Source organism: Weissella thailandensis, from assembly GCF_005405465.1.
GTDB lineage: Bacteria > Bacillota > Bacilli > Lactobacillales > Lactobacillaceae > Weissella > Weissella thailandensis.
Genome location: NZ_BJEC01000003.1, coordinates 70,159 through 89,774 on the forward strand (window position 1 = coordinate 70,159; position 19,616 = coordinate 89,774).

The 19,616-nt window shown below is 37.5% G+C and carries 19 protein-coding genes; 12 read left to right on the forward strand and 7 right to left on the reverse strand.

What is annotated here, in order from left to right; genetic code table 11:
• Positions 1 to 170: 170 nt before the first annotated feature.
• Positions 171 to 860 (reverse strand): triose-phosphate isomerase, encoded by a 690-nt coding sequence (locus FFM62_RS02025; RefSeq protein WP_115470610.1) that lies wholly within the window; start codon positions 858 to 860, stop codon positions 171 to 173.
• A 293-nt stretch (positions 861 to 1,153) separates the two neighbouring features.
• Here FFM62_RS02025 and FFM62_RS02030 point away from each other — a divergent pair, with 293 nt between their 5' ends.
• The gene (locus FFM62_RS02030) at positions 1,154 to 1,747 is read left to right on the forward strand and encodes a TVP38/TMEM64 family protein (RefSeq protein WP_075270531.1); all 594 of its coding nucleotides are present in this window, start codon (positions 1,154 to 1,156) and stop codon (positions 1,745 to 1,747) included.
• A 62-nt stretch (positions 1,748 to 1,809) separates the two neighbouring features.
• On the opposite strand, the gene FFM62_RS02035 is transcribed toward FFM62_RS02030, so the two are convergent.
• On the reverse strand, positions 1,810 to 3,060 hold the full coding sequence (locus FFM62_RS02035; RefSeq protein WP_115470611.1) for a YhgE/Pip domain-containing protein: 1,251 nt from the start codon (positions 3,058 to 3,060) through the stop codon (positions 1,810 to 1,812).
• A gap of 113 nt (positions 3,061 to 3,173) precedes the next feature.
• Between FFM62_RS02035 and FFM62_RS02040 the strand changes: the two genes are divergently transcribed.
• Positions 3,174 to 3,761, forward strand: coding sequence for a TetR/AcrR family transcriptional regulator (locus tag FFM62_RS02040; RefSeq protein ID WP_165845873.1), 588 nt, complete (start codon positions 3,174 to 3,176; stop codon positions 3,759 to 3,761).
• A 58-nt stretch (positions 3,762 to 3,819) separates the two neighbouring features.
• On the opposite strand, the gene FFM62_RS02045 is transcribed toward FFM62_RS02040, so the two are convergent.
• Entirely contained in the window at positions 3,820 to 5,418 is a 1,599-nt protein-coding gene (locus tag FFM62_RS02045) for an APC family permease (protein ID WP_115470613.1), read from the reverse strand.
• A 439-nt stretch (positions 5,419 to 5,857) separates the two neighbouring features.
• On the opposite strand from FFM62_RS02045, the gene FFM62_RS10085 reads away from it, so the two are divergent.
• From FFM62_RS10085 to FFM62_RS02055, 3 genes are all read left to right on the forward strand, one after another.
• Positions 5,858 to 6,031 (forward strand): hypothetical protein, encoded by a 174-nt coding sequence (locus FFM62_RS10085; RefSeq protein WP_165845874.1) that lies wholly within the window; start codon positions 5,858 to 5,860, stop codon positions 6,029 to 6,031.
• Positions 6,032 to 6,035: 4 nt separating this feature from the next.
• On the forward strand, positions 6,036 to 7,133 hold the full coding sequence (locus tag FFM62_RS02050; RefSeq protein ID WP_115470614.1) for an SLC13 family permease: 1,098 nt from the start codon (positions 6,036 to 6,038) through the stop codon (positions 7,131 to 7,133).
• Positions 7,134 to 7,267: 134 nt separating this feature from the next.
• A complete protein-coding gene (locus FFM62_RS02055) occupies positions 7,268 to 7,873 on the forward strand; it encodes a sugar O-acetyltransferase (protein WP_115470615.1) in 606 nt (201 codons plus the stop codon).
• Between the two features lie 60 nt (positions 7,874 to 7,933).
• On the opposite strand, the gene FFM62_RS02060 is transcribed toward FFM62_RS02055, so the two are convergent.
• Entirely contained in the window at positions 7,934 to 8,530 is a 597-nt protein-coding gene (locus FFM62_RS02060) for a sugar O-acetyltransferase (RefSeq protein WP_115470616.1), read from the reverse strand.
• A 428-nt stretch (positions 8,531 to 8,958) separates the two neighbouring features.
• Here FFM62_RS02060 and FFM62_RS02065 point away from each other — a divergent pair, with 428 nt between their 5' ends.
• Positions 8,959 to 10,140 (forward strand): aminotransferase class I/II-fold pyridoxal phosphate-dependent enzyme, encoded by a 1,182-nt coding sequence (locus FFM62_RS02065; protein WP_115470617.1) that lies wholly within the window; start codon positions 8,959 to 8,961, stop codon positions 10,138 to 10,140.
• Positions 10,141 to 10,167: 27 nt separating this feature from the next.
• Positions 10,168 to 11,157, forward strand: coding sequence for a D-2-hydroxyacid dehydrogenase (locus tag FFM62_RS02070; protein ID WP_115470618.1), 990 nt, complete (start codon positions 10,168 to 10,170; stop codon positions 11,155 to 11,157).
• Positions 11,158 to 11,406: 249 nt separating this feature from the next.
• On the opposite strand, the gene FFM62_RS02075 is transcribed toward FFM62_RS02070, so the two are convergent.
• From FFM62_RS02075 to FFM62_RS02085, 3 genes are all read right to left on the reverse strand, one after another.
• Positions 11,407 to 11,910, reverse strand: a complete 504-nt coding sequence (locus FFM62_RS02075; protein ID WP_115470619.1) for a YbhB/YbcL family Raf kinase inhibitor-like protein — start codon at positions 11,908 to 11,910, stop codon at positions 11,407 to 11,409.
• 65 nt (positions 11,911 to 11,975) lie between these two features.
• Positions 11,976 to 12,575, reverse strand: a complete 600-nt coding sequence (locus tag FFM62_RS02080; protein ID WP_115470620.1) for a pentapeptide repeat-containing protein — start codon at positions 12,573 to 12,575, stop codon at positions 11,976 to 11,978.
• Positions 12,576 to 12,679: 104 nt separating this feature from the next.
• Positions 12,680 to 13,615, reverse strand: a complete 936-nt coding sequence (locus tag FFM62_RS02085; RefSeq protein WP_115470621.1) for a LacI family DNA-binding transcriptional regulator — start codon at positions 13,613 to 13,615, stop codon at positions 12,680 to 12,682.
• 230 nt (positions 13,616 to 13,845) lie between these two features.
• On the opposite strand from FFM62_RS02085, the gene FFM62_RS02090 reads away from it, so the two are divergent.
• The 5 genes from FFM62_RS02090 to FFM62_RS02110 all read left to right on the forward strand — a co-directional run bounded on the left by FFM62_RS02090 (position 13,846) and on the right by FFM62_RS02110 (position 19,559).
• Positions 13,846 to 15,201: an SLC45 family MFS transporter gene (locus FFM62_RS02090; RefSeq protein ID WP_115470622.1), complete on the forward strand. Its 1,356-nt coding sequence runs from the start codon at positions 13,846 to 13,848 to the stop codon at positions 15,199 to 15,201.
• Between the two features lie 151 nt (positions 15,202 to 15,352).
• Positions 15,353 to 16,219, forward strand: coding sequence for a MetQ/NlpA family ABC transporter substrate-binding protein (locus FFM62_RS02095; RefSeq protein WP_115470623.1), 867 nt, complete (start codon positions 15,353 to 15,355; stop codon positions 16,217 to 16,219).
• Between the two features lie 9 nt (positions 16,220 to 16,228).
• Positions 16,229 to 17,554: a CapA family protein gene (locus FFM62_RS02100; RefSeq protein ID WP_115470624.1), complete on the forward strand. Its 1,326-nt coding sequence runs from the start codon at positions 16,229 to 16,231 to the stop codon at positions 17,552 to 17,554.
• Positions 17,555 to 17,824: 270 nt separating this feature from the next.
• Entirely contained in the window at positions 17,825 to 18,691 is an 867-nt protein-coding gene (locus tag FFM62_RS02105; protein ID WP_115470625.1) for an ABC transporter ATP-binding protein, read from the forward strand.
• 1 nt (position 18,692) lies between these two features.
• Positions 18,693 to 19,559, forward strand: a complete 867-nt coding sequence (locus FFM62_RS02110) for an ABC transporter permease (RefSeq protein WP_115470626.1) — start codon at positions 18,693 to 18,695, stop codon at positions 19,557 to 19,559.
• Positions 19,560 to 19,616 lie beyond the last annotated feature (57 nt).

Here is a 19,616-nt window from a genome sequence, read left to right on the forward strand (position 1 = left end):
CCTTTCCTTTTGATACCGCTTTCATTATCTCGCGAATACCGTTAAAATTCAATTAGGTCGTCATAACTATGAAACTCCAAGAAGAGTTTGCAAAATAAAAGACAGCTAGATTAGCTGTCAGGGGTAAATGTTATGGGTGGATTCAAAGCGCTACTTGTCACACTCTGTCTTTACTTACTAAGTTTATTCAGCACATCCAGCACGGGTTGGAAGTCGGTTAGTGTATGGTAACGATCACCGATTAGGACACCGTCGTAGCCGATGGCATTGGCGATTGGTGAGCCGGCTTCGTCCATGTGACCACCAAGAATGAGCTGATATGAAATTTCAGGATAGTTGTTTTTCATAAATTTACGAATGGCATCGTGAATATCACGAATTTCATCGATAGAATAGAGTGCCCGACCCATTTCGGTTGAAGCTAATGATTCATAGGCAATAATAATTGGTTTGTTGATGGGCTCATCTTTTAATAAGATACCTAGTTCTTCAACGACCATTTCAATATTGCTATACTGTCCAACTGATAAGATTGGTGTAATATCATTTTCTAAAGCATTTTCGAGACGCTTACGAACAATCAATAGCCCTTCGTTAAGTGATTTACGACGTTCCAAATGACCAATAAAACTTGTTGTTATGCCAAGTGATTGTAAAACACTGGGTGATATTTCACCAACTGTACGTTGTTTGATCGTTAAATTTTGACTAACAACTTCAAAATTATCGTAAGTATTCGTTACTGGTAGCGTTGGCGCAATCTTTAAATCAACGTCAACAGTTGTTTGACTGAGATCAGTTAAAAATTGTTTTTGTTGTTCAAAATCAACTAAATTCTTAAAGTTTAAAACTGCTAGCATAGGCTATACCTCCATACATGATGGTCTCTCTCATATAGTTTAGTATAACATGATGATGATAAGTAATTCACAAAGCAAGAGGGCTATAGCAAGTTTTCATTGCATGGGTGGCAGCATAAGTAGGAGAATGGTTATAGATTTTTGTAAAATTATTAGGTACAATGTTTTCTTAAATGAGAGAAACTGTTAAATATGAAGCGATGGGTTATCTCATTTACCAGTTAAAGGTTAAATTAATATCGTAAGCATAAGCTATACAATTAAATTAGTCTGCGTCAGTCTTGGGGGATGACATGAAGGTACGATACATACGTTTATCAATAAAAATATTATCAGTTATTATGCTCGTACTGCTTGGTTGGTTAGTCGTCCATTTATATCGCATTGGTGTTTTCAATGATACTGATTCGCTAATTAAACTGCTGAAAAAATATGGTATTTGGGCGCCAATCTTATTTGTTTTCGTCCAAATTGTCCAGGTCGTTATACCGATATTACCAGGAGGTGTTTCATTAGCAGCTGGTGTTGTGATGTTCGGCCCTTGGTTAGGTTTTTTGTATAATTATATTGGTATCGTCATTGGCTCAATGATTCTATTCTGGTTGGGTCGGCGTTATGGTCGACGGGTGATTGATATCTTTGTTAGTGAAGATACGCTAAATAAATATATCGATCGTTTGGATTCCAAGGGATGGCATTGGACATTTGCCTTGTTGATTTTTTCGCCAGTGGCACCAGACGATGCCTTGGTACTATTAACAAGTTTGACGAAAATGACCTGGCGTGAATTTACGATTATTTTATTGGCGGGTAAGCCATTATCGATTTTCCTTTATAGCTTGGGAATGTTATACGGGGCAGATTGGTTATTAAGAATTGTTGGATAGTAAAAAAGCGGAAGTTCCACGTGGAACTTCCGCTTTTTCTGTAACAGTAGTAAATTATTAAATTACTTTTCTTTACGCTTTAGTAGGCTTGATAGGTAAATCAATACTACTGCAACAACACCAATTGAACTTAATACGATATAGTCAGTTGCTGAAGTTGCAGAAGATCCGCTGATATAAAGATTGTTTGTGAACAAATCAATGGCAAATCGTAGAGGTGTCCAACTATAAATACCGTTCAAGAAGAATGGTGATAACATTTCCTTTGGATATGAAACTACACCCATTGATAGTAGCATAATCAAAATTAAGATTGGCCATCCAGCAAATCCAGCCCAATTCAAGATGCAAGTTTGCAGTAGGTAGAAGATGAAAATATTAAATATCAATAGTAGTAAGAAACTACCAGTATCTGGTACCGGAACACCAAACAATGTGTGGGCAAAGAAGTAAATCGTTAAGCTGGCAACAACTGACATGACAATACCAGTAACCATTTGACTATTAATCGTACTCAAGGTGAAGCGACCATTTTCAGCATGCTTCTTGTGCTCGCGCCACAGTAGGATAGAAGCAATTAATGAACTCAACCATGAAAGAACAACAAGCAACATTGGCGCCATACCGCTGACACTCTTGTTAGGAAGCTTGTTCTTAATTTGAGTTGATACCTTGATTGGGTCGTTGATAACCTGCCATTGCGCAGTTGAAAGTGTTACGTTATTTTCTTTCAAAGCACCTTGCATTTTTTGTGACATACCATCACTCAATGCGTTGCTAATCTTTGGTAATGCTGTGGTAACAACTGATGAAGCTTGCGAGTTCATTCCTTGGTTAGCAATTACACGAATCTTAGCTTGACTTGGCAATGTTTTTGTCATTGCTTTTGCACCTGCTACTTGGGCCTTTAACTGGTCATTTGCAGCAATTGCTTGCTCAGGCATATCCTTCGTCTTTGATTGAATCACTAGACCTTTTAGATAATTTTGTTGGCTAGTTAAGCTCTTATCGAAGTCTTTATCGATAACAAGGGCACCATAGTATTTTTTGTCAGTGAATCCCTGCTTTAGGCTAGACTCTTTTTTGACATTGATTAACTTAAGTTGGGCATCTGAATCAGAAAACTTGTCCTTAAGTTGACTAACGATTTTTTTACTTTGTTGATCACCAGATGCATTAACAACAGCAACTGGTAATTGCTTTAGTTCTACGGAATTACGAGCGCCAATTTGTGCGAATGAAAAAATTGCTAAAACGGCAAAGATAGCGACTGCGTAAAGCCAGAACATCTTACTTGAAATAACTTTCCACATAGAAATAAACCTTTCTCTTATTTATTTATAAAACAACATGTTGTATTATATATCTCAGCGAAAGAAAATTATGCAACAGCTAATAGGGCTTTGTTGTAAATAGGAGTAAAATTTTGAAACAGGTAGATAGAACAACGCAGACAAAGGCTAATATTGTTCAAGCATTCGTGACTATTGTCAAGCAGAAGCCAGCTTTACAGATCAAAGTGTCAGATATCACACGGCAAGCTAATGTGGATCGTGGCACATTTTATCGTTATTTTGAAAGTAAAGATGCTTTAATTGAAGATTGTGAAGAGGAGCTTTTAAATACAATATATCTCAGTCGACAAAATATTTTACATTCCTTAAAATCTGTACAAGATTTTAAGGAAAATCCCGGTATTATCGCGCCTCTATTGATGACAATTGCTGATAATTTAGAAATGATGGATGTTTTATTGAATCGTTTAGGTAATAATCATTTCTCCGTAAAATTCAGAGAGTTTTTGCTAGATGAAGGCATGATAACGATTGATCAATATTCTGGTAAGACGGAAAAAATTCCACTTAAACAGCGCGAGCTATTTTCAACTGCTACGAGTTCGGCAATTATTGGTTTAATTAGTTTATGGAGTCATAATCCAGATAACTATACGGAAAAAGATATTGAAGAAATTATTGGTGTGATGGCAACAAAAGGATTTTTTGGCATTGTATAGATAAAAAAATAAGGACGGTACTGTAAGCTTGAACTTGCAGTACCGTCCTTATATATTTTTACTCTTTAACAGTGTCATTTAACTTTTTGGCTTGATAGTAATCAGGGAAAATCTGTGCACTTTTGACACCCCAATAATAGAAAATTAATGAGACACCAATAATGACGACGAAATCCCATGGATAACTGATCCAACCAGCACCATTAAATTCATGACTACCAGCATATGAAATTAGTGAAATAAAGATAAGGTAAACAATCAACCATAGGGCTGACTTGAAAGCCTTCCAAGTATCACTGTTCTTGGCTTTGTACTCATAATAAAAGTAAATTGGTAATCCTAGAAGGATGACCATGATGACCTCAATTGTCGTTGGCCACATTGACCAGTAAATGGCTAATGATGCTAGAACAAAGGCAACAGGTGCCATAAATGAAAGCATCTTTAGTTTAACAGGTCGTTTAAAGTTAGGTGCAGTATGTCGGAAAGCGGCAGCAGTAACAGGTCCTGTTAGATAAGCAATCAAAGTTGATGCACAGATAACAGTTGCTAATGTTGACCATGAACGGAACACCGAAACCATGATCATACTGATACCTAAGTTTGTTAACATTGCAGCGCGAGGCATATAGAATCTTGAACTAAGTTTTCCTAAGTATTTTGGCACATGCTTGTTACTTTCCATTGCGAAAAGTACACGTCCTGTAGAAGCGGCAAATGAAACACCTGTTCCAACAGGAGAAACGAAAGCATCCAAATAAAGCAAAACTGATAACCAATGGATACCTAGTAATATTGCTAAGTCAGCAAATGGCGAGTTAAAGTTGATGCCATGCCAACCATGTTGCGCAATTGTTGCTGGATCGATTGCCATAATATAAGCACTTTGGATCAGAACATAGATAATACCACTGATTAACAATGACAAGAAGATACCACGACCGATATTCTTCTTGGTGTTTTTAATCTCACTTCCCATATTAATGACTGTTTGGAAGGCATTAAATGAAAAGATAATACCTGCCGTGGCAGTTGCTGAGAAAATAGGTGCTGAGCCATATGGCATAAACTCATGTAATGAGTGACCGTAATTTTCAGGATGGAAACTCGATAATGCCAACATGATGACTGTAATTGCTGGCACCCCAATTTTGAAAAGTGAAATAAAGTTTGTAAAGCGCGTTAGTAAAGTGACTGACCAAAAATTAATAAGAGTGAATATTAGCATAAAGCCAAATACAACGAATAAGCCTGATGTCGTAATTTCACCATTACTAAAGAATTGTTTGGTCCAATTTGCCCATGCCCATGGCCATGAACTCATATATTGCACTGCGGCAACAGCCTCAATCGGAATCAAAGTAATTAATGATACCCAGTTGGACCAAGATGCGATAAAGCCTAATAAAGGCCCATGAGAATATTGTGCGTAGCGGCTCATACCGCCGGCTTCTGGGAACATAGCTCCCAGCTCAATGTAATTGTAGGCAATAGCGGCGATAACAAGACCACCAATTACCCATGAAATAATGGCAGCGGGTCCGGCTACACTAGTAGCTTCCCACGAACCGAATAACCAACCCGAACCAATTAGAGATCCTAAGGTTAGCATGATAAGTTGAAATAAGCCGATTTTTTTTGTTTTGTCGGACTTCATAGCTCCTCCTTTTGACAATAGCAACTATTGTAACAAACTTATGAAATAATACCAAATTTAAGGTGCTTTCAGCTTTTTTAGCAGCTTTTTATCATTATTTATATATATATTTATATGTTATATTGTTTGAAACCGTTTGTATTTCAAGCAAGTGAGGGTTGTAACAAACTGTTGTTAATTATAGATAAACAGTAATTTTATTGTAAAGATTATTACAGTCTAAAAGCTAACTTAAACTTTCCTTATGGATTTATTGTTCGTTTTATTGCGAATTATGTACAACAAATCTGTAAATCCTATCCGCTTTTGTGTTCAAAATAAGTAAAAGTTATCCTTTTAAGTATTGCTATGTTACAGAATTTTTGTTGCGAATTTCGTAGGTTTTTTCGATAATATACTTACGTCTTTATTATTTTGAGGTTCAATTAAGGAGATAAGCATGATATTTAAAAAGCATCATGATAAAACTGAAGTGACAACTGCTAAGGTTGCTGTGCTATTGATTCCGGTAATGATATTATCGGCAGGAGTCACATCTTTAATGGCAGCAAAATCATATGAAATTATTCGACTAACGAATGCCCGTGGTAAAGCAATCGAGGAAGAGAAATAAGTGCATGGTTAATCGTATTTTTACGTACTTAAAAGGCGATGTGATGTTTACTGTTAGTATGTTACTAGCGGTTGTTACGTCCTTTTTCGTAGTACCAGACTTGGGTGCTGTCAATTGGCATACCATTTTTAGTTTAATGACAATGATGATTTGGGTTAGCTTACTGGAGAATGCGGGTGTCCTACATGCTGTATCGGTTTGGTTGGTTAGCCGTAGCCATCATGCTCGAGCGTTGATGACCAGTGTGACTTTATTGTCTTTCTTTGGTGCAATGTTATTATCGAATGATATTGCTATTTTAACGTTAATGCCGATTTATTTACGCTTAGCGGCAAGTTTGTCGACGCAATTAAAAGTTATTGGATCAACTTTGATCATCATGGCTGCTAATTCTGGTGCTATTTTATTTCCATTTGGTAAGTCACAAAACTTATACTTATTTGGTCACTATGGTGTTAGTGTTGGTGAATTCTTTACTTGGTCAGCATCGTTGACAGTGGTGTCGCTGATTTTGATGATCATTATCACGCGTTTTATTAAAATGGAACCACTGGCAATTGATTTAAAGCCAGCAGGGCACGTTGAAAGTCGCCAATTAGTTTTCTTGATAGCTACAGGAATTGTTTTAATTGCAACAATTTTTGGCTGGTTACCATTTAATGTTGTGGTACCAATTATCTTGATTGTGTTCTTTATTTATAATCATAAAATATTTAAAATGGTTGATTATGGTTTGTTAACAACATTTCTGTTTTTCTTTGTTGCAACAAACAACTTGGCCAATATACATATGGTACAAACGTTGGTTAGTTCATTATTCGACACACCAACACACGTGTTATTTGGTAGTTTTGCTCTGAGTCAAGTTATTTCTAATGTGCCTTCAACTATTTTGATTTCAACATTTACGGGTCATGCTCATGAATTGTTCTTAGGAACAAATATTGGTGGATTGGGAACGATGATTGCCTCAATGGCCAACTTGATTGGTTTTCGTGTATATCGTCAAATTGAACCAGACTCATCATCAACATTTTTGAAATTGTTCATGGTGTTAAACTTCGTGATGGCTGCCGTACTATTAGTTTTGTTTGGTTTATAATTAATTGAAAATGGATTACGAGTGAGGTTGGGATAAATATCCCAACCTTTTTAATAGAAAAAGGTATTAAATAATTAGCGAAACCCTTATAATAAAGTGGAGATTTTAGCTTTTATCGTGAGTCGGAGAAGAGTATGCCTAAAAAATTAGATGAACCAGATATTAAAGCCCTAGCGAAAAAGCCTATATTTGAAAAGGTAGCAGATGGTGATTGGTACCAATATGGTAAAGAACCACAATTACAAGCAATTGTTAAGTCGAGTACGCAAGCGATTCAGAAGCTGAATAAAATTGCAGTGGACGATTTTGACGAGGCATTAAAACAGTTGCATGAATTGGCCCCTCATATGGCTGATGACGTGGAAGTGTATTTCCCAATTACTAACATTGAGTATCCCAATAACTTGTTTATTGATGAAGGAACATTTATCAATTTAAATTTCACTATTTTGAGTGCTGGTAAAATTACAATTGGTAAAAATTGTTTCTTAGGTCCTAATACGCAGTTATATACGCCTAACCATCATCCAAACAAAAAAGAAATGCGTCGTGAGGGATGGCAATATGATTTGCCAATTACCATCGGCGATGATTGTTGGTTTGGTGGTTCTGTGATTGTTTTGCCGGGTGTTGAGATTGGTGACAATGTCGTTGTTGGGGCAGGTAGTGTGGTTACCCACGATATACCAAGTAATACAGTTGTGGCAGGAAATCCTGCGCATATTATTCGTCACGTATAAATAAAAAAGCTGAGAAGTATTGATAATCTGGTTAGAGCCAGTATCTACTTCTCAGTTTTTTTATATCAAATCTTGACCAGTAAAACCGGTTTTGTCGGCTGGTGTGATTTCTCGTAATACATGACAAGGATTACCAACGGCGATAACATTTCTTGGAATATCATGTGTTACGACACTACCAGCGCCAATGATGACATCATCTCCGATGGTTACACCAGGTAAAACGGTGACATTAGCGGCCAACCAGCAACGATTACCGATGGTGATTGGTTTTGCAATGCAACCGCCAATTTCACGTTCGCGTGCATCGAATGAATGATTACTTGTATAAAGGCCAACTTTCGGACCAAAAAGGACGCGATCTCCAATTGTGACCTTAGCACCGTCTAAAATCACAGCATCATAGTTAGCGTAAAAATGGTCACCAACATGGATGTTGCGACCAAACTCGCAGCGAAAATTAGGGTTTAAGTCTGGTGCAACACCAGCGCTGCCAAATAAATGACGGATTAACTGTTCCTTATGCTCTTTGTCATTTTCAGCATTAATTTCATTAGTTAATACTGTTGAACGATCTCTAGCTGCCACTAAAATAGGGTCTAAGTCATTATAAGTTTTACCAGTAGCCATATTCGCGAATTTTTCATCTAAGTCCATGTGTTCCTCCTAAAATCATTACTATCAGGATATCATAAAAATTCAGAGCCCAGGATATTTAGAAACGATGCTTAAAAAGGTTGACAGTTCTCGCGACATTAGAGTATGGTTAGAATATCATTAAAGCCAGGAGCTAATATTCATGAAATTACGCAATATATCACAATTGAATAATTGGAACTATAACTTTCGTTTCTTTATGTAGTGTTTGCATCTAGTAATTAGCAGGTGCAGGCACGTAACACATGTTTGTACCTGTGGGAAATGAAAGCTATTTGGCTTGAGTAAAAAGACCCTGCAGGTTTGAGAATAATCTGTGAGAGGAAGAGTAGATAGGTATAGACCCTCTGGATTGTTTTCAATCGAGAGGGTCTTTTTTCATAGAAATGATGTTGCCAGTTTTTAATAATCAAAGGAGTAAGTCAGCTATGGAAATGACAAAATACTTAAATACGCAGCTAGCAGGTGTTAAAGCTTCAGATATTTTAGCTTTCGCCAATTTTGCTTCAGGAATTCCAAATATTGTGAATTTTACCGTGGGCGAACCTGATTTCAATACACCAGAACATGTGCAACAAGCCGCTATTCGTAGTATTCAAGAGAATCACTCGCATTATGCACCATCAAATGGGACACAAGAATTACGGCAAAATGTTAGTGATTATTTAGCTGATAAGTACGATCAACATTACACGCCGGAAGAAGTTATTGTGACTGAAGGTGCCACTGAAGCTATCTATACAGCAATTGTATCTGTACTTAATCCTGGAGATAAGGTCATTATTCCAACACCAACATTTCCATTGTACATTGCTGATGTGACAGTGGCTGGTGGCCAACCAATCTTAGTTGATACGTCTGCAACAGATTTTAAGTTAACACCAGAATTATTGGCGCAGACCATTGACCGCGAAGGGCCATCAGTAAAAATGTTGGTACTAAACTATCCAGGTAATCCGACTGGTGTGACTTATTCGCAAGCAGAATTGGATGCCTTGGGGGATGTACTAAGGGACAAACCAATTTTTGCCTTGTGTGATGAGATATACAGTGAATTAAATTATGACCATCCGCATGCTTCATTAACAAAATCGCTACGTGAACAAACAATTCCAATTTCCGGTGTATCAAAATCACATGCCATGACGGGTTGGCGGATTGGTTTGCTTTGTGCACCACAGAATTTGGTCAATGAATTGAGTAAAATTCATCAATTCACTATTACTAGCACAGCAACGGTTGCCCAAGATGCGGCGGCTGAAGCTTTAGGAAATGGTCAAGATGATGCCTTACCGATGAAAGCGGAGTACCAGAAAAGACGTGATTATATTTTAGATACATTAAATGAACTAGGTTTTCAAACAGCTAAACCTAGTGGGGCATTTTACATCTACACGAAAATTGCACCTGATTTGGAGCAGGATGATGTGAAGTTTGCTTATGATTTGGCTAAAAGTGGACACGTTGCTGCGGTCCCTGGTTCATATTTTGGACCAGGAGGGGATCACTACCTACGTTTAAGTTATGCAACGAGTATGGCCGAAATCAAACGAGGTATGAGCCAATTACAGCAATATGTGGCTGATCAACGAGTTTCACAAACAGTTTAAGAAAGTATGAAAGCGGGGAATTTAAAAATGAAGATTTTGTTATTGAGCGTTCGAACAGATGAGCGTGCAGCGATTGAAAAGTGGGGCGACCGTCATCCAGATGTAGATTTAACGACCGCAGAATGGGAGTTACACTCAGATACGGTTGATCAAGTTGCAGGTTATGATGGTTTGGTGATTCAGCAACGTAGTCAAATCGAACCAGATGTGTACCCGCGTTTACATGAATTGGGCATTAAGCAAATTACCACACGGACAGCGGGTTACGATGTGATTGATTTGCAAGCAGCTGCCGATAACGACATAGTTATCAGTAATGTACCGGCTTATTCACCTCGGTCAGTGGCTGAATTAGCCTTAACACATACATTACGTTTAATTAGAAAGCAGGAATTAGTTGATCAACGTGTTCGTGAACAAGATTTTCGTTGGACTGGGTTACAAGGAAGTGAAATTCATTCACTAACAATAGGTATTATTGGTGCCGGTCGAATTGGTGGAACATCAGCACGACTCTTTCATGCTTTAAATGCCAAAGTCATCGCTTATGATATTAAACCTAACCATGAGTTAGATGATGTGCTAACTTTCTTGCCTTTTGAAGAGGTGCTACAACAAGCTGATGTTATTTGTTTGCATGTTGATTTAAACGAAACTTCAAAGGCGTTGATTGATGCAAAAGCCCTAGAATTGATGAAACCAACAGCATACCTAGTTAATGAATGTCGTGGACCAGTAGTGGATACTACTGCTTTGTTGGCTGCTTTGAAAGAAAAGCGATTAGCTGGGGCAGCGTTAGATACAATGGTTGGCGAAGAGACATTCTTTAACTTCGATTTACGAGGCCAAGAATTGCCAAATCAGGATTTGATTGCGTTACGTGAATACAATAATGTGATTATTACACCACACGTTGGTTTCTATACTAATATTGCCGTGCAAAACATGGTTGATATTAGTCTGGATGACACGTTAGCAATTATTACTGGCGAAACCAGCGAACATACAGTTGGATAAGGAAGAGGGCGAGACAAAAATCATTTTGAAGTCGGTGTGTAAGGTGATTTGCGATGTTTTTGTCCGCAGCAAATCACGGGCAGGAATGGTGTAAATTGCGTTACATTGTGGCGTCAGTTTTTTGGAACGCGTTTATGCTATAAAATTTACAAGCTTATAATTACTATATTATAAGCACAAAAGGGTTGAGACATTTGCTTTGTCTCAACCCTTTTTAATGTTTAAAAGATAATTGTTTCACATGGAACATTAGTTACTACGAGCAGGTAAGTCTACTGAAGCTGTATCTAATATATGTCCTTTAGCTGCACGACGGAAATCATTTAGGAAATAACCAGCAGCTAAGTCTAATTCTGTATCTAATGCAAAAACTTTAAGTGTATAATCGTGTGTTTTATCAGGAGGCATTGGACCAGTATAGCTTTGTGTTAATTCCGGATTGTCCAGACGATATTCTGCGTACTGAGAATTAGTTCCGGGAACATATGACACGTTGGAATGGGTGATATCTTCAGGAATATCAGCTACTGGTAAGTTAGCTGCTAACCAATGAATCCAGACGAAACCGGCTACAGGCACTGAATCATAATCGATGAAGACGACGGCTAATGATTTGGTACCTTCAGGGGCCTCATCAACTTTAATTGGGAAGTTAACAATTGGTGTGTCATTGCGTCGATATTGTTCAGGCGCAAATTTTGCGTACTTATCGGGAATAAAATTATTATTATCTAGTGTGACATCAATTTTCATAAATAAACCCTCCTGTGTTAAGTAGTAGCTTCAATCTAGCATGTTGCATTGAGACGTGCAATGAATCAAGACACGTCATCATTAATTTTAACACCTAGTAGACTAACGAAGGTGATTGCTTGTTGCGGACTGATGATGCAGCCACGTACTTGATCAGTTGTGACGTTTAGTGTTTCGAAGTAACTGCTAGAAATATCAACGCCAACTAGAGAAGTACCTAGAAAATCTGTTTTATCGAGCTCACATTGGGTAAATTTCAAGCTTTTTTTAATTGTTACATCTTGGAAGTATGAATCAACTAAGCTACTTTTTTCTAATTGGCTATTCTCAATTTTTGAACCAGATAGGTTTATATAATCGGCTTTTGAGTTGGTAACTAAGGTGTTTTTCCATTGATTATTTGAAAAATCAACACCCATTAATTGGCATTTTTCGAAAGTTGTTCGATAGAAAACACTGGATGTAAAATCATTATTCAGAAAATGACATTTTTCAAGCTGACAGTCGAGCCATTCACTATCTGAAAAGTCGGTTTGTTGAAACTCACAGTTTTTGAATTTGACTGAGTCAATACGGATTCTGTCGGCAGAGTATAGCAATAAACACTCTTCGTAGGTCTCTCCAGGCACCACCTCATCTAGGGATAATCGTTGTTTTTTAATCATAGAATTTTGCCTTTCTGCTATTTTAACAGTCATTCTAATGACAATGTAATATTAGTTGAACAAACGGACAATAATGCTAATCAGGATGCCTGACTGATGTGTTGTTATTTTATTGTTGTTTCGCCATGGATTAATTCAGGGACAATATATTCTGATGTCACGATTTCTCCAGCTAGTTCGGCTAGTAATAATTGCACCATTTTTTCGGCAATTTCTTTAAGTGGTTGTTGCACGGTGGTTAGCGATTGTTCAGCTAATTGGTGGATATAAATGCCATCAAATCCCACGATACCCACTTCATCTGGTACAGCCAATCCTTGATGACGGCTAGCGCGTAGTGCTCCCAAACCTAGGCGATCAGTGGCGGCAATGATGCCGGTATTAGCGCTTAAATGATTATTTTGTAAGAATTGAAGTGCAATCTGTTCATTGTTGGGCAAATGATGAATTTCAGGCTCACGTCCAGCTTCTAGCATGGCTTGTCGATAACCAGCTTCACGGTTAGTTTCAAAGGGTTCATCAATCGCCATCCCCAAAAATAACAGGCGTTGGTATTGTTGATTAATCAATAATTGCGTCGCTAGATACGTACCAGCTTTGTTATCAATATCTACAGATGTGATGCCCGCTTCGGTACCATAGATAACAACGGGGATAGGTAGACTATTTAAGACATCAAAATCACTATGACGAGCGCCACATACTAAGAATCCATCGACATTCGTCAAATCAAAATTACGGTCATGTCGCATTTCGAGTGTGTAGCCCTCATTGCGTAAAGCATCAGTTAGGTGCATGAGCAAATGAGCATAATAAGGCTCAATTTCATTGACGTCATCTAATAAGATGAAGGCGATATTATAGTGGCGATTGTTTGCTAGTGCTCTACCTGCACGATTTTGAACATATCCTAATTGTGAAATAACTCGTTGGACATCGGTCCTAATTTCAGCTGATACTTGCTCAGGATGATTAATAACTCGAGAGACGGTCATTTTTGAAACATGCGCCTCGTGAGCCACGTCAGATATTGAAACCATGATGTTGACCTCGATACTTGATTTAAAAACGTTTTCATAAATTACTCATTCCATCATACCATGGATATGACCGTGCGCGTAAATTTACGCATGGCGAGAAACTTGTTACCGGTAACATCGAGAATGCGCTTTCATAATTTGATTTGGCAACGTATAGTTTTATTTGTAAGTGAAGCGCTTTCATTCGATGAACGCAAATATAAATAAATTTATGAGTATGGAGTTATATCATGTCAGAGATAAAAAAAGTACTTGGTAAAAAGCATTTGCCAACGTTATCAATTGCCACATTGATGTTAATGACCTTCGGAAACTTAGGAACATCCATGGCTTTTTCATTACAAAGTGCCAATATGGGACGTATTTTTCAAACATTGGGCGCTGATCCTACTAAATTAGGATTCTTCTTTATTTTGCCACCATTGGCAGGAATGGTTGTTCAACCATTAGTTGGTTATTTTTCAGACCGTACTTGGATTCCAAAAATTGGTCGTCGTTTACCATACCTGATTTTGGGCTCATTGGTAGCAATCGTTGTGATGGCATTATTGCCAAATGCGGGTTCATTTGGATTTAAAGCATCAACGGCTCTTTGGTTTGGTGCCGTTGCAATCCTATTTATGGACTTATCATCAAATATGTCTATGCAACCATTTAAGATGATGATTTCAGACATGGTCAATGACAGTCAAAAGGATATGGCATGGTCATGGCAGACAATTTGGGGAAATATTGGTGGTGTGATTGCAAACCTATTCCCATATTTCTTTACTGCTATTGGTGTTGCTAACGTTGCTGCCCAAGGTCAGTTACCAGCATCGGTTAAATGGTCATTCTATGTAGGTGCAATTATTCTTGCAGTTTCTGCAGCCTTTACGGTTTGGAAAGTAGATGAATACGAGCCAAGTAAATATGCCGAATATCATGGGATTAGTGAAACAACTGAAAAGACTAATATTCTAAAAATTATCAAAAATGCACCAAAGGTCTTTTGGACACTGGGTATTGTACAATTCTTTTGCTGGGCAGGATTCCAATATCTTTGGACGTATGGAACAGGTGCTGTTGCTGCCAATATTTGGCACACAACTGATGCCTCATCGGGTGCCTTCCAAGCAGCCGGAAATTGGTTTGGTGTCTTATCATCAATTGAAACTGTGGCTGCGATTGTCTGGGGCTTGGTGATTTCACGTTTGAGTAATAAAACGCGTAAGCCAGCTTATACCCTTGGCTTGTTCTTAGGAGCGGTTGGGTTCTTTATGTTAGCAACAACCGGTTCAAAGGCGATGTCAGCTCTATCATTTGTTTTGATTGGGATTGCATGGGTTACTATGAATGCTATTCCATTTACAATTTTAACGAATGCCTTAGATGGTATGCATGATGGTACTTATATGGGCTTGTTTAATACATGGATCTGTTTCCCACAAATTGTTGCTTCAATTGTGTCGTTCGCAGTTTATCCATTATTAGGAAACCAAATGCCACATATGATTATGGTATCAGCGGTGCTATTCATTATAGGTGGGCTGAGTGTTTGGTTCATAAAGGAAACATCTGTTGAACATGGGGATGCTGTTCACTAGATGTAACATAAAGAGTACCCTTGTATTTGTCTATTATTATGTAGACAAATACAAGGGTACTCTTTTTTAGGGTAGAAATTGGACCAATCGTGTTATTGTTATTAATATGGTTAAATAGTTATAGGAATAAGTAGGGTATGAGGAGTTTCAGATGAAAAAGAAGAGTAAATATATATTATTTGGTATAGTCATTTTAGGGGTGGCGATAGCTGGGTTTGGCACATACGCAATGTTATCAAATAAACAGCCAACTGATACTAAAATTACTATTGGGTCACAAGGAACGGATACAGTCGTATGGAAACATATTGCTGATTCGAAAGTCGCCAAGCAAAAGCATCTAAACATCGAAGTTAAGGATTTTACAGATTCTAACAGTTTGAATAAAGCTTTGGCTAATGATGAAATTCAGGTAAATGCTTTCCAATCTTATGCATTTTATACTACCTATAACAAGAATAATCCTGATAAAAAGGTTTATGCGCTAGGAACAACTTATATTCAGCCAATGGGAATCTATTCTGGTAAGTATAAGTCAATTTCAAGCATTCCGAAAAATAGTACCGTGGCGATTGCTAATGATGCCGCTGCGGAGAGTCGCGGGCTTAAATTACTAGAATCAGCTGGGTTAGTAACCTTGAATAAGCATCAGGTGGACGAGTTAGTGGCGCCCAGTGATGTCAAAGAGAATCCTAAACAATTAAAAATTAAGACGGTTGAATCGACAAGTACACCATCTTTGCTTCATGATGATGGGATTGCTGCAGTAGCCATTGATAATAATACGGCGCAAATTTCAAAACTAGATGTGTTTAAAGATGCGATTTTCCATGAAAAATTGGATCAAAATACCAAGTCAAATGTTAACGTCATTGTAACGAATAAACAGCATATCAATGATGAAAACTATAAAAAAATCTTGCATCTATATCACGACAAAAAGATACAGAAATGGATAAAAGCTAATTATTCAGGAAAAGTAGAAATTAACAAGTCAATTAGTGAATTGGAGAAGTAAATATTTAATATGAAATTAATATTAGCGGGAGACATGCTATTTTCAAGTCGTAACTTGGTTAATAGATTAGATCCAACTTTAGTAAAAAAATTACAAGCAGCTGATGCTGTATTTGCGAATGCAGAATTTTCTACACCAAAGCCAGATAAAGCCGTTGCTGCTGGTAGAGGATACGTAACAGCGGTCCGGCCGGATACGTTAAAAGAATTTGCGGATCTTAATATTAAATTGATTTCTCTAGCAAATAATCATAGTGGTGACTTCGGTATTGAGGGAATGCGTGATTCACTTGAAGCTGCAGCAGCGCAAGGACTTATTGTGGGTGGGTTAGCTAATTCTCTTGATGAGGCTCGTATGCCAAGTTTTAGTGATACATCTTCTGGTAGAATCGGCTTTGTCACGGCGACAGCCACGAGAGCAGATGTATTTATGGCAAGCAATGCGGGCAATGGTGTACCGGCACGTCCGGGTGTTAATCCATTGCGTTGGCGTGAAACATATGAGGTTTCACCAGAACAATATGAGCAATTGGAAAAAATATCTGATGATTTGGGGTTAACGGCAAGTAATGAGCAAGGGCGACACATAGAAGGATTTGAAGAGCCCGATGCCAATACATTGATTTTTGGTTCATTATTTGAAAAGAACTTAACATTCCATAAGAAAGAAGAAACACAATTCAAAACAGAGGTTAATGCAACTGATTTAGAGGCTCTAACAGACAGTATTCGTGATGCAAAATTCCGTAGCGATTTTGTCTTTCTAAATATTCATTCCCATGAAGGTATCAATGCTAATTGGTATGATGATGCACCAGCTGACTTCTTTGTTGAAACAGCACATGCTGCGATTGATGCGGGAGCAGATGTCGTTATTGGGCATGGGGCACACTTTATGCGTGGTGTGGAAACTTATCATGGCAAACCAATATTTTATAATTTGGGCAGCTTAATGATGGAATTTGAATCAGGAAATTCTATCATTCCACCAGAAATGTATGCAGAATATGGCTTGGATGAGCATCCTAAACCATCTCAGTTACATCGCCAACGTGCAATGGACGATAATGGTAATTTCATTGGGTTTAATGCTGATTCCAAGTTTTCACAAAACATCATTTTAGAAGTGGATGTTGATGAAAATAACGATGCTAAAATTCATGTTATACCGATAGATTTGGGCCTGACGAATGAAAATCCTGTGAAACGTGGCTTGCCAAGCATTCCTAATGCTGAATCGGCATCATTGTTATTAGAACGGTTAAATCAGCTAAGTCGACCATTACATACGCAGTTTTCTTATGATGAAGTAACGAATACGTTTGTAATTGATTAAAATAGTAGGAAACGGGTTGGGACAAAACAAATGTCTCAACCTTTTTTGTACTAAAAATGTATTAATTAATAGTTTATAAATTTTGTAGTATAAACGCGTTACGCACCAGTTTCAAAGCGACTTTTTTATCGCTTGCCTATTTGTGTCCAAAATATGACCAATTATCTAAATAAATGTACCAACTATCTTATTTGACCAATATAAGAAGAAATATCGGTATAATAATGGGTAATTAAGTAGGGGCACACTGGTAGTTAAGGGGGAGTGGGGATGTATTTAGAAACGAAGGAGCTGACGAAAGCATTCGGAGAACAAGTGGCTGTCGATAACTTGAACATGTCAATTGACCAAGGAAGTTTTACGGCTATTCTGGGTCCGAATGGTGCTGGTAAATCCACAACAATATCGATGTTGTTGGGATTATTGTCACCTACGAGTGGCAAAATCATTTACCATACAAAAACGCCAAAGATTGGTGTGGTATTTCAAACTAGCGTCTTAGATACAGAACTAACTGTGACAGAGAATTTGTCCGTACGTCAGAAAATGACTGGTAAAGCAGATAAATTAGAAATTGATCAGGTGATGCATAAATTAGGGGTTAGCTCATTTGCTAATAAGCGATATGGTCAGCTGTCGGGTGGGCAAAGACGACGTACTGATATTGCACGGGCATTAATAGGCAATCCGGATATTTTATTTTTAGATGAACCGACTGCAGGATTAGATATTCAGACTAGAAAAACAATTTGGGAAATCTTAACAAAATTGCGGCAAGAAGAAAATTTAACGATTGTTTTGACAACCCATTATTTAGAAGAAGCTGATCAATCAGACATGATTTTTATCATTGATCAGGGTAAATTAGTTGCTCATGGATCAGCTACTGATTTGAAATATCAATATGCGAAAAACCAATTGATTTTAGAAACAAACGATATGGAAAATGCTAAAAAGCAGCTGCATGCAGTCAAATATACCATTCTGCCAGACAACAGATTGCAGGTGATGCCGGAAAATACGCAAGTAGCTTTACGTATTTTGGGTGATCTTGCACCGTTGATTACCCACTTTGAATATCGTGAAGGAACTATCGATGATGCATTCATTACATTAACCGGAAAGGAGATGCACTGATATGTTCACATTATGTTATCGAAATTTATTATTATATTTTCGTAACAAATCAGGAGTCTTTTTTTCATTACTTGCAGCTTTAATTTCTTTTATTTTATATATTGCGTTTTTAAAAGATACGATTGCTGGTAGTTGGGGTAGAATACCTGGACATACTACATTTTTAGACTTATGGCTAATTGGTGGTACTTTAGGCATCACAGCAATTACGACAACATTATCTGCTTTAAGTCAGCGCGTTGAGGATCATGAAAAAGATACGGAAAATGATTTTATTTTAACAGGGACGAGTCGGTTCAAATTAGCTTTTGGCTATGTTTTGAGTGCAACAGTGATTAGTTTTGTGATGCAGATTATTGTCTTTTTAGTAATGTATGGATACTTTTATCTTGTTGATGATTTAAGCATTTCACTGTCAAAAATTTTCGTATTAATTAGTTTAATGGCTATAGGATCGATCGTAAATGCGCTGGTTAGTACAGTTATTATGATGTTTGTACATAATCGAAATACACTGAATGCGATTGCTAGTCTTGTAGGAACAGTATCAGGTTTTTTGGTCGGGGCATATATACCCATCGGTATCTTACCTGAATTTGCGCAATTTTTAGTTAAATTAACACCTGGATCGTATGTTGCATCACTTTATCGTCAGACGTTACTGAATGACGATATGATAGAGCTGTTTCCAAAAGAGATGCAACGTAATGCGTTTTCTGAAGAATTGGGCATTCAGTTGAAATGGGATAATCTATTGAATTTTAATCAATCATTACTGGTTACGATTGGTTTATTTGTATTTTTCCTAAGTATTGTTTTAGTTGTTGAATACAAGACTTCTAATAGTATGAGTAAATTAGATCATTAATCGTTCTTAGATAGTATGAGTTGTATTCAGACAGGTTGTTAGTTAGACTCGAAGTGT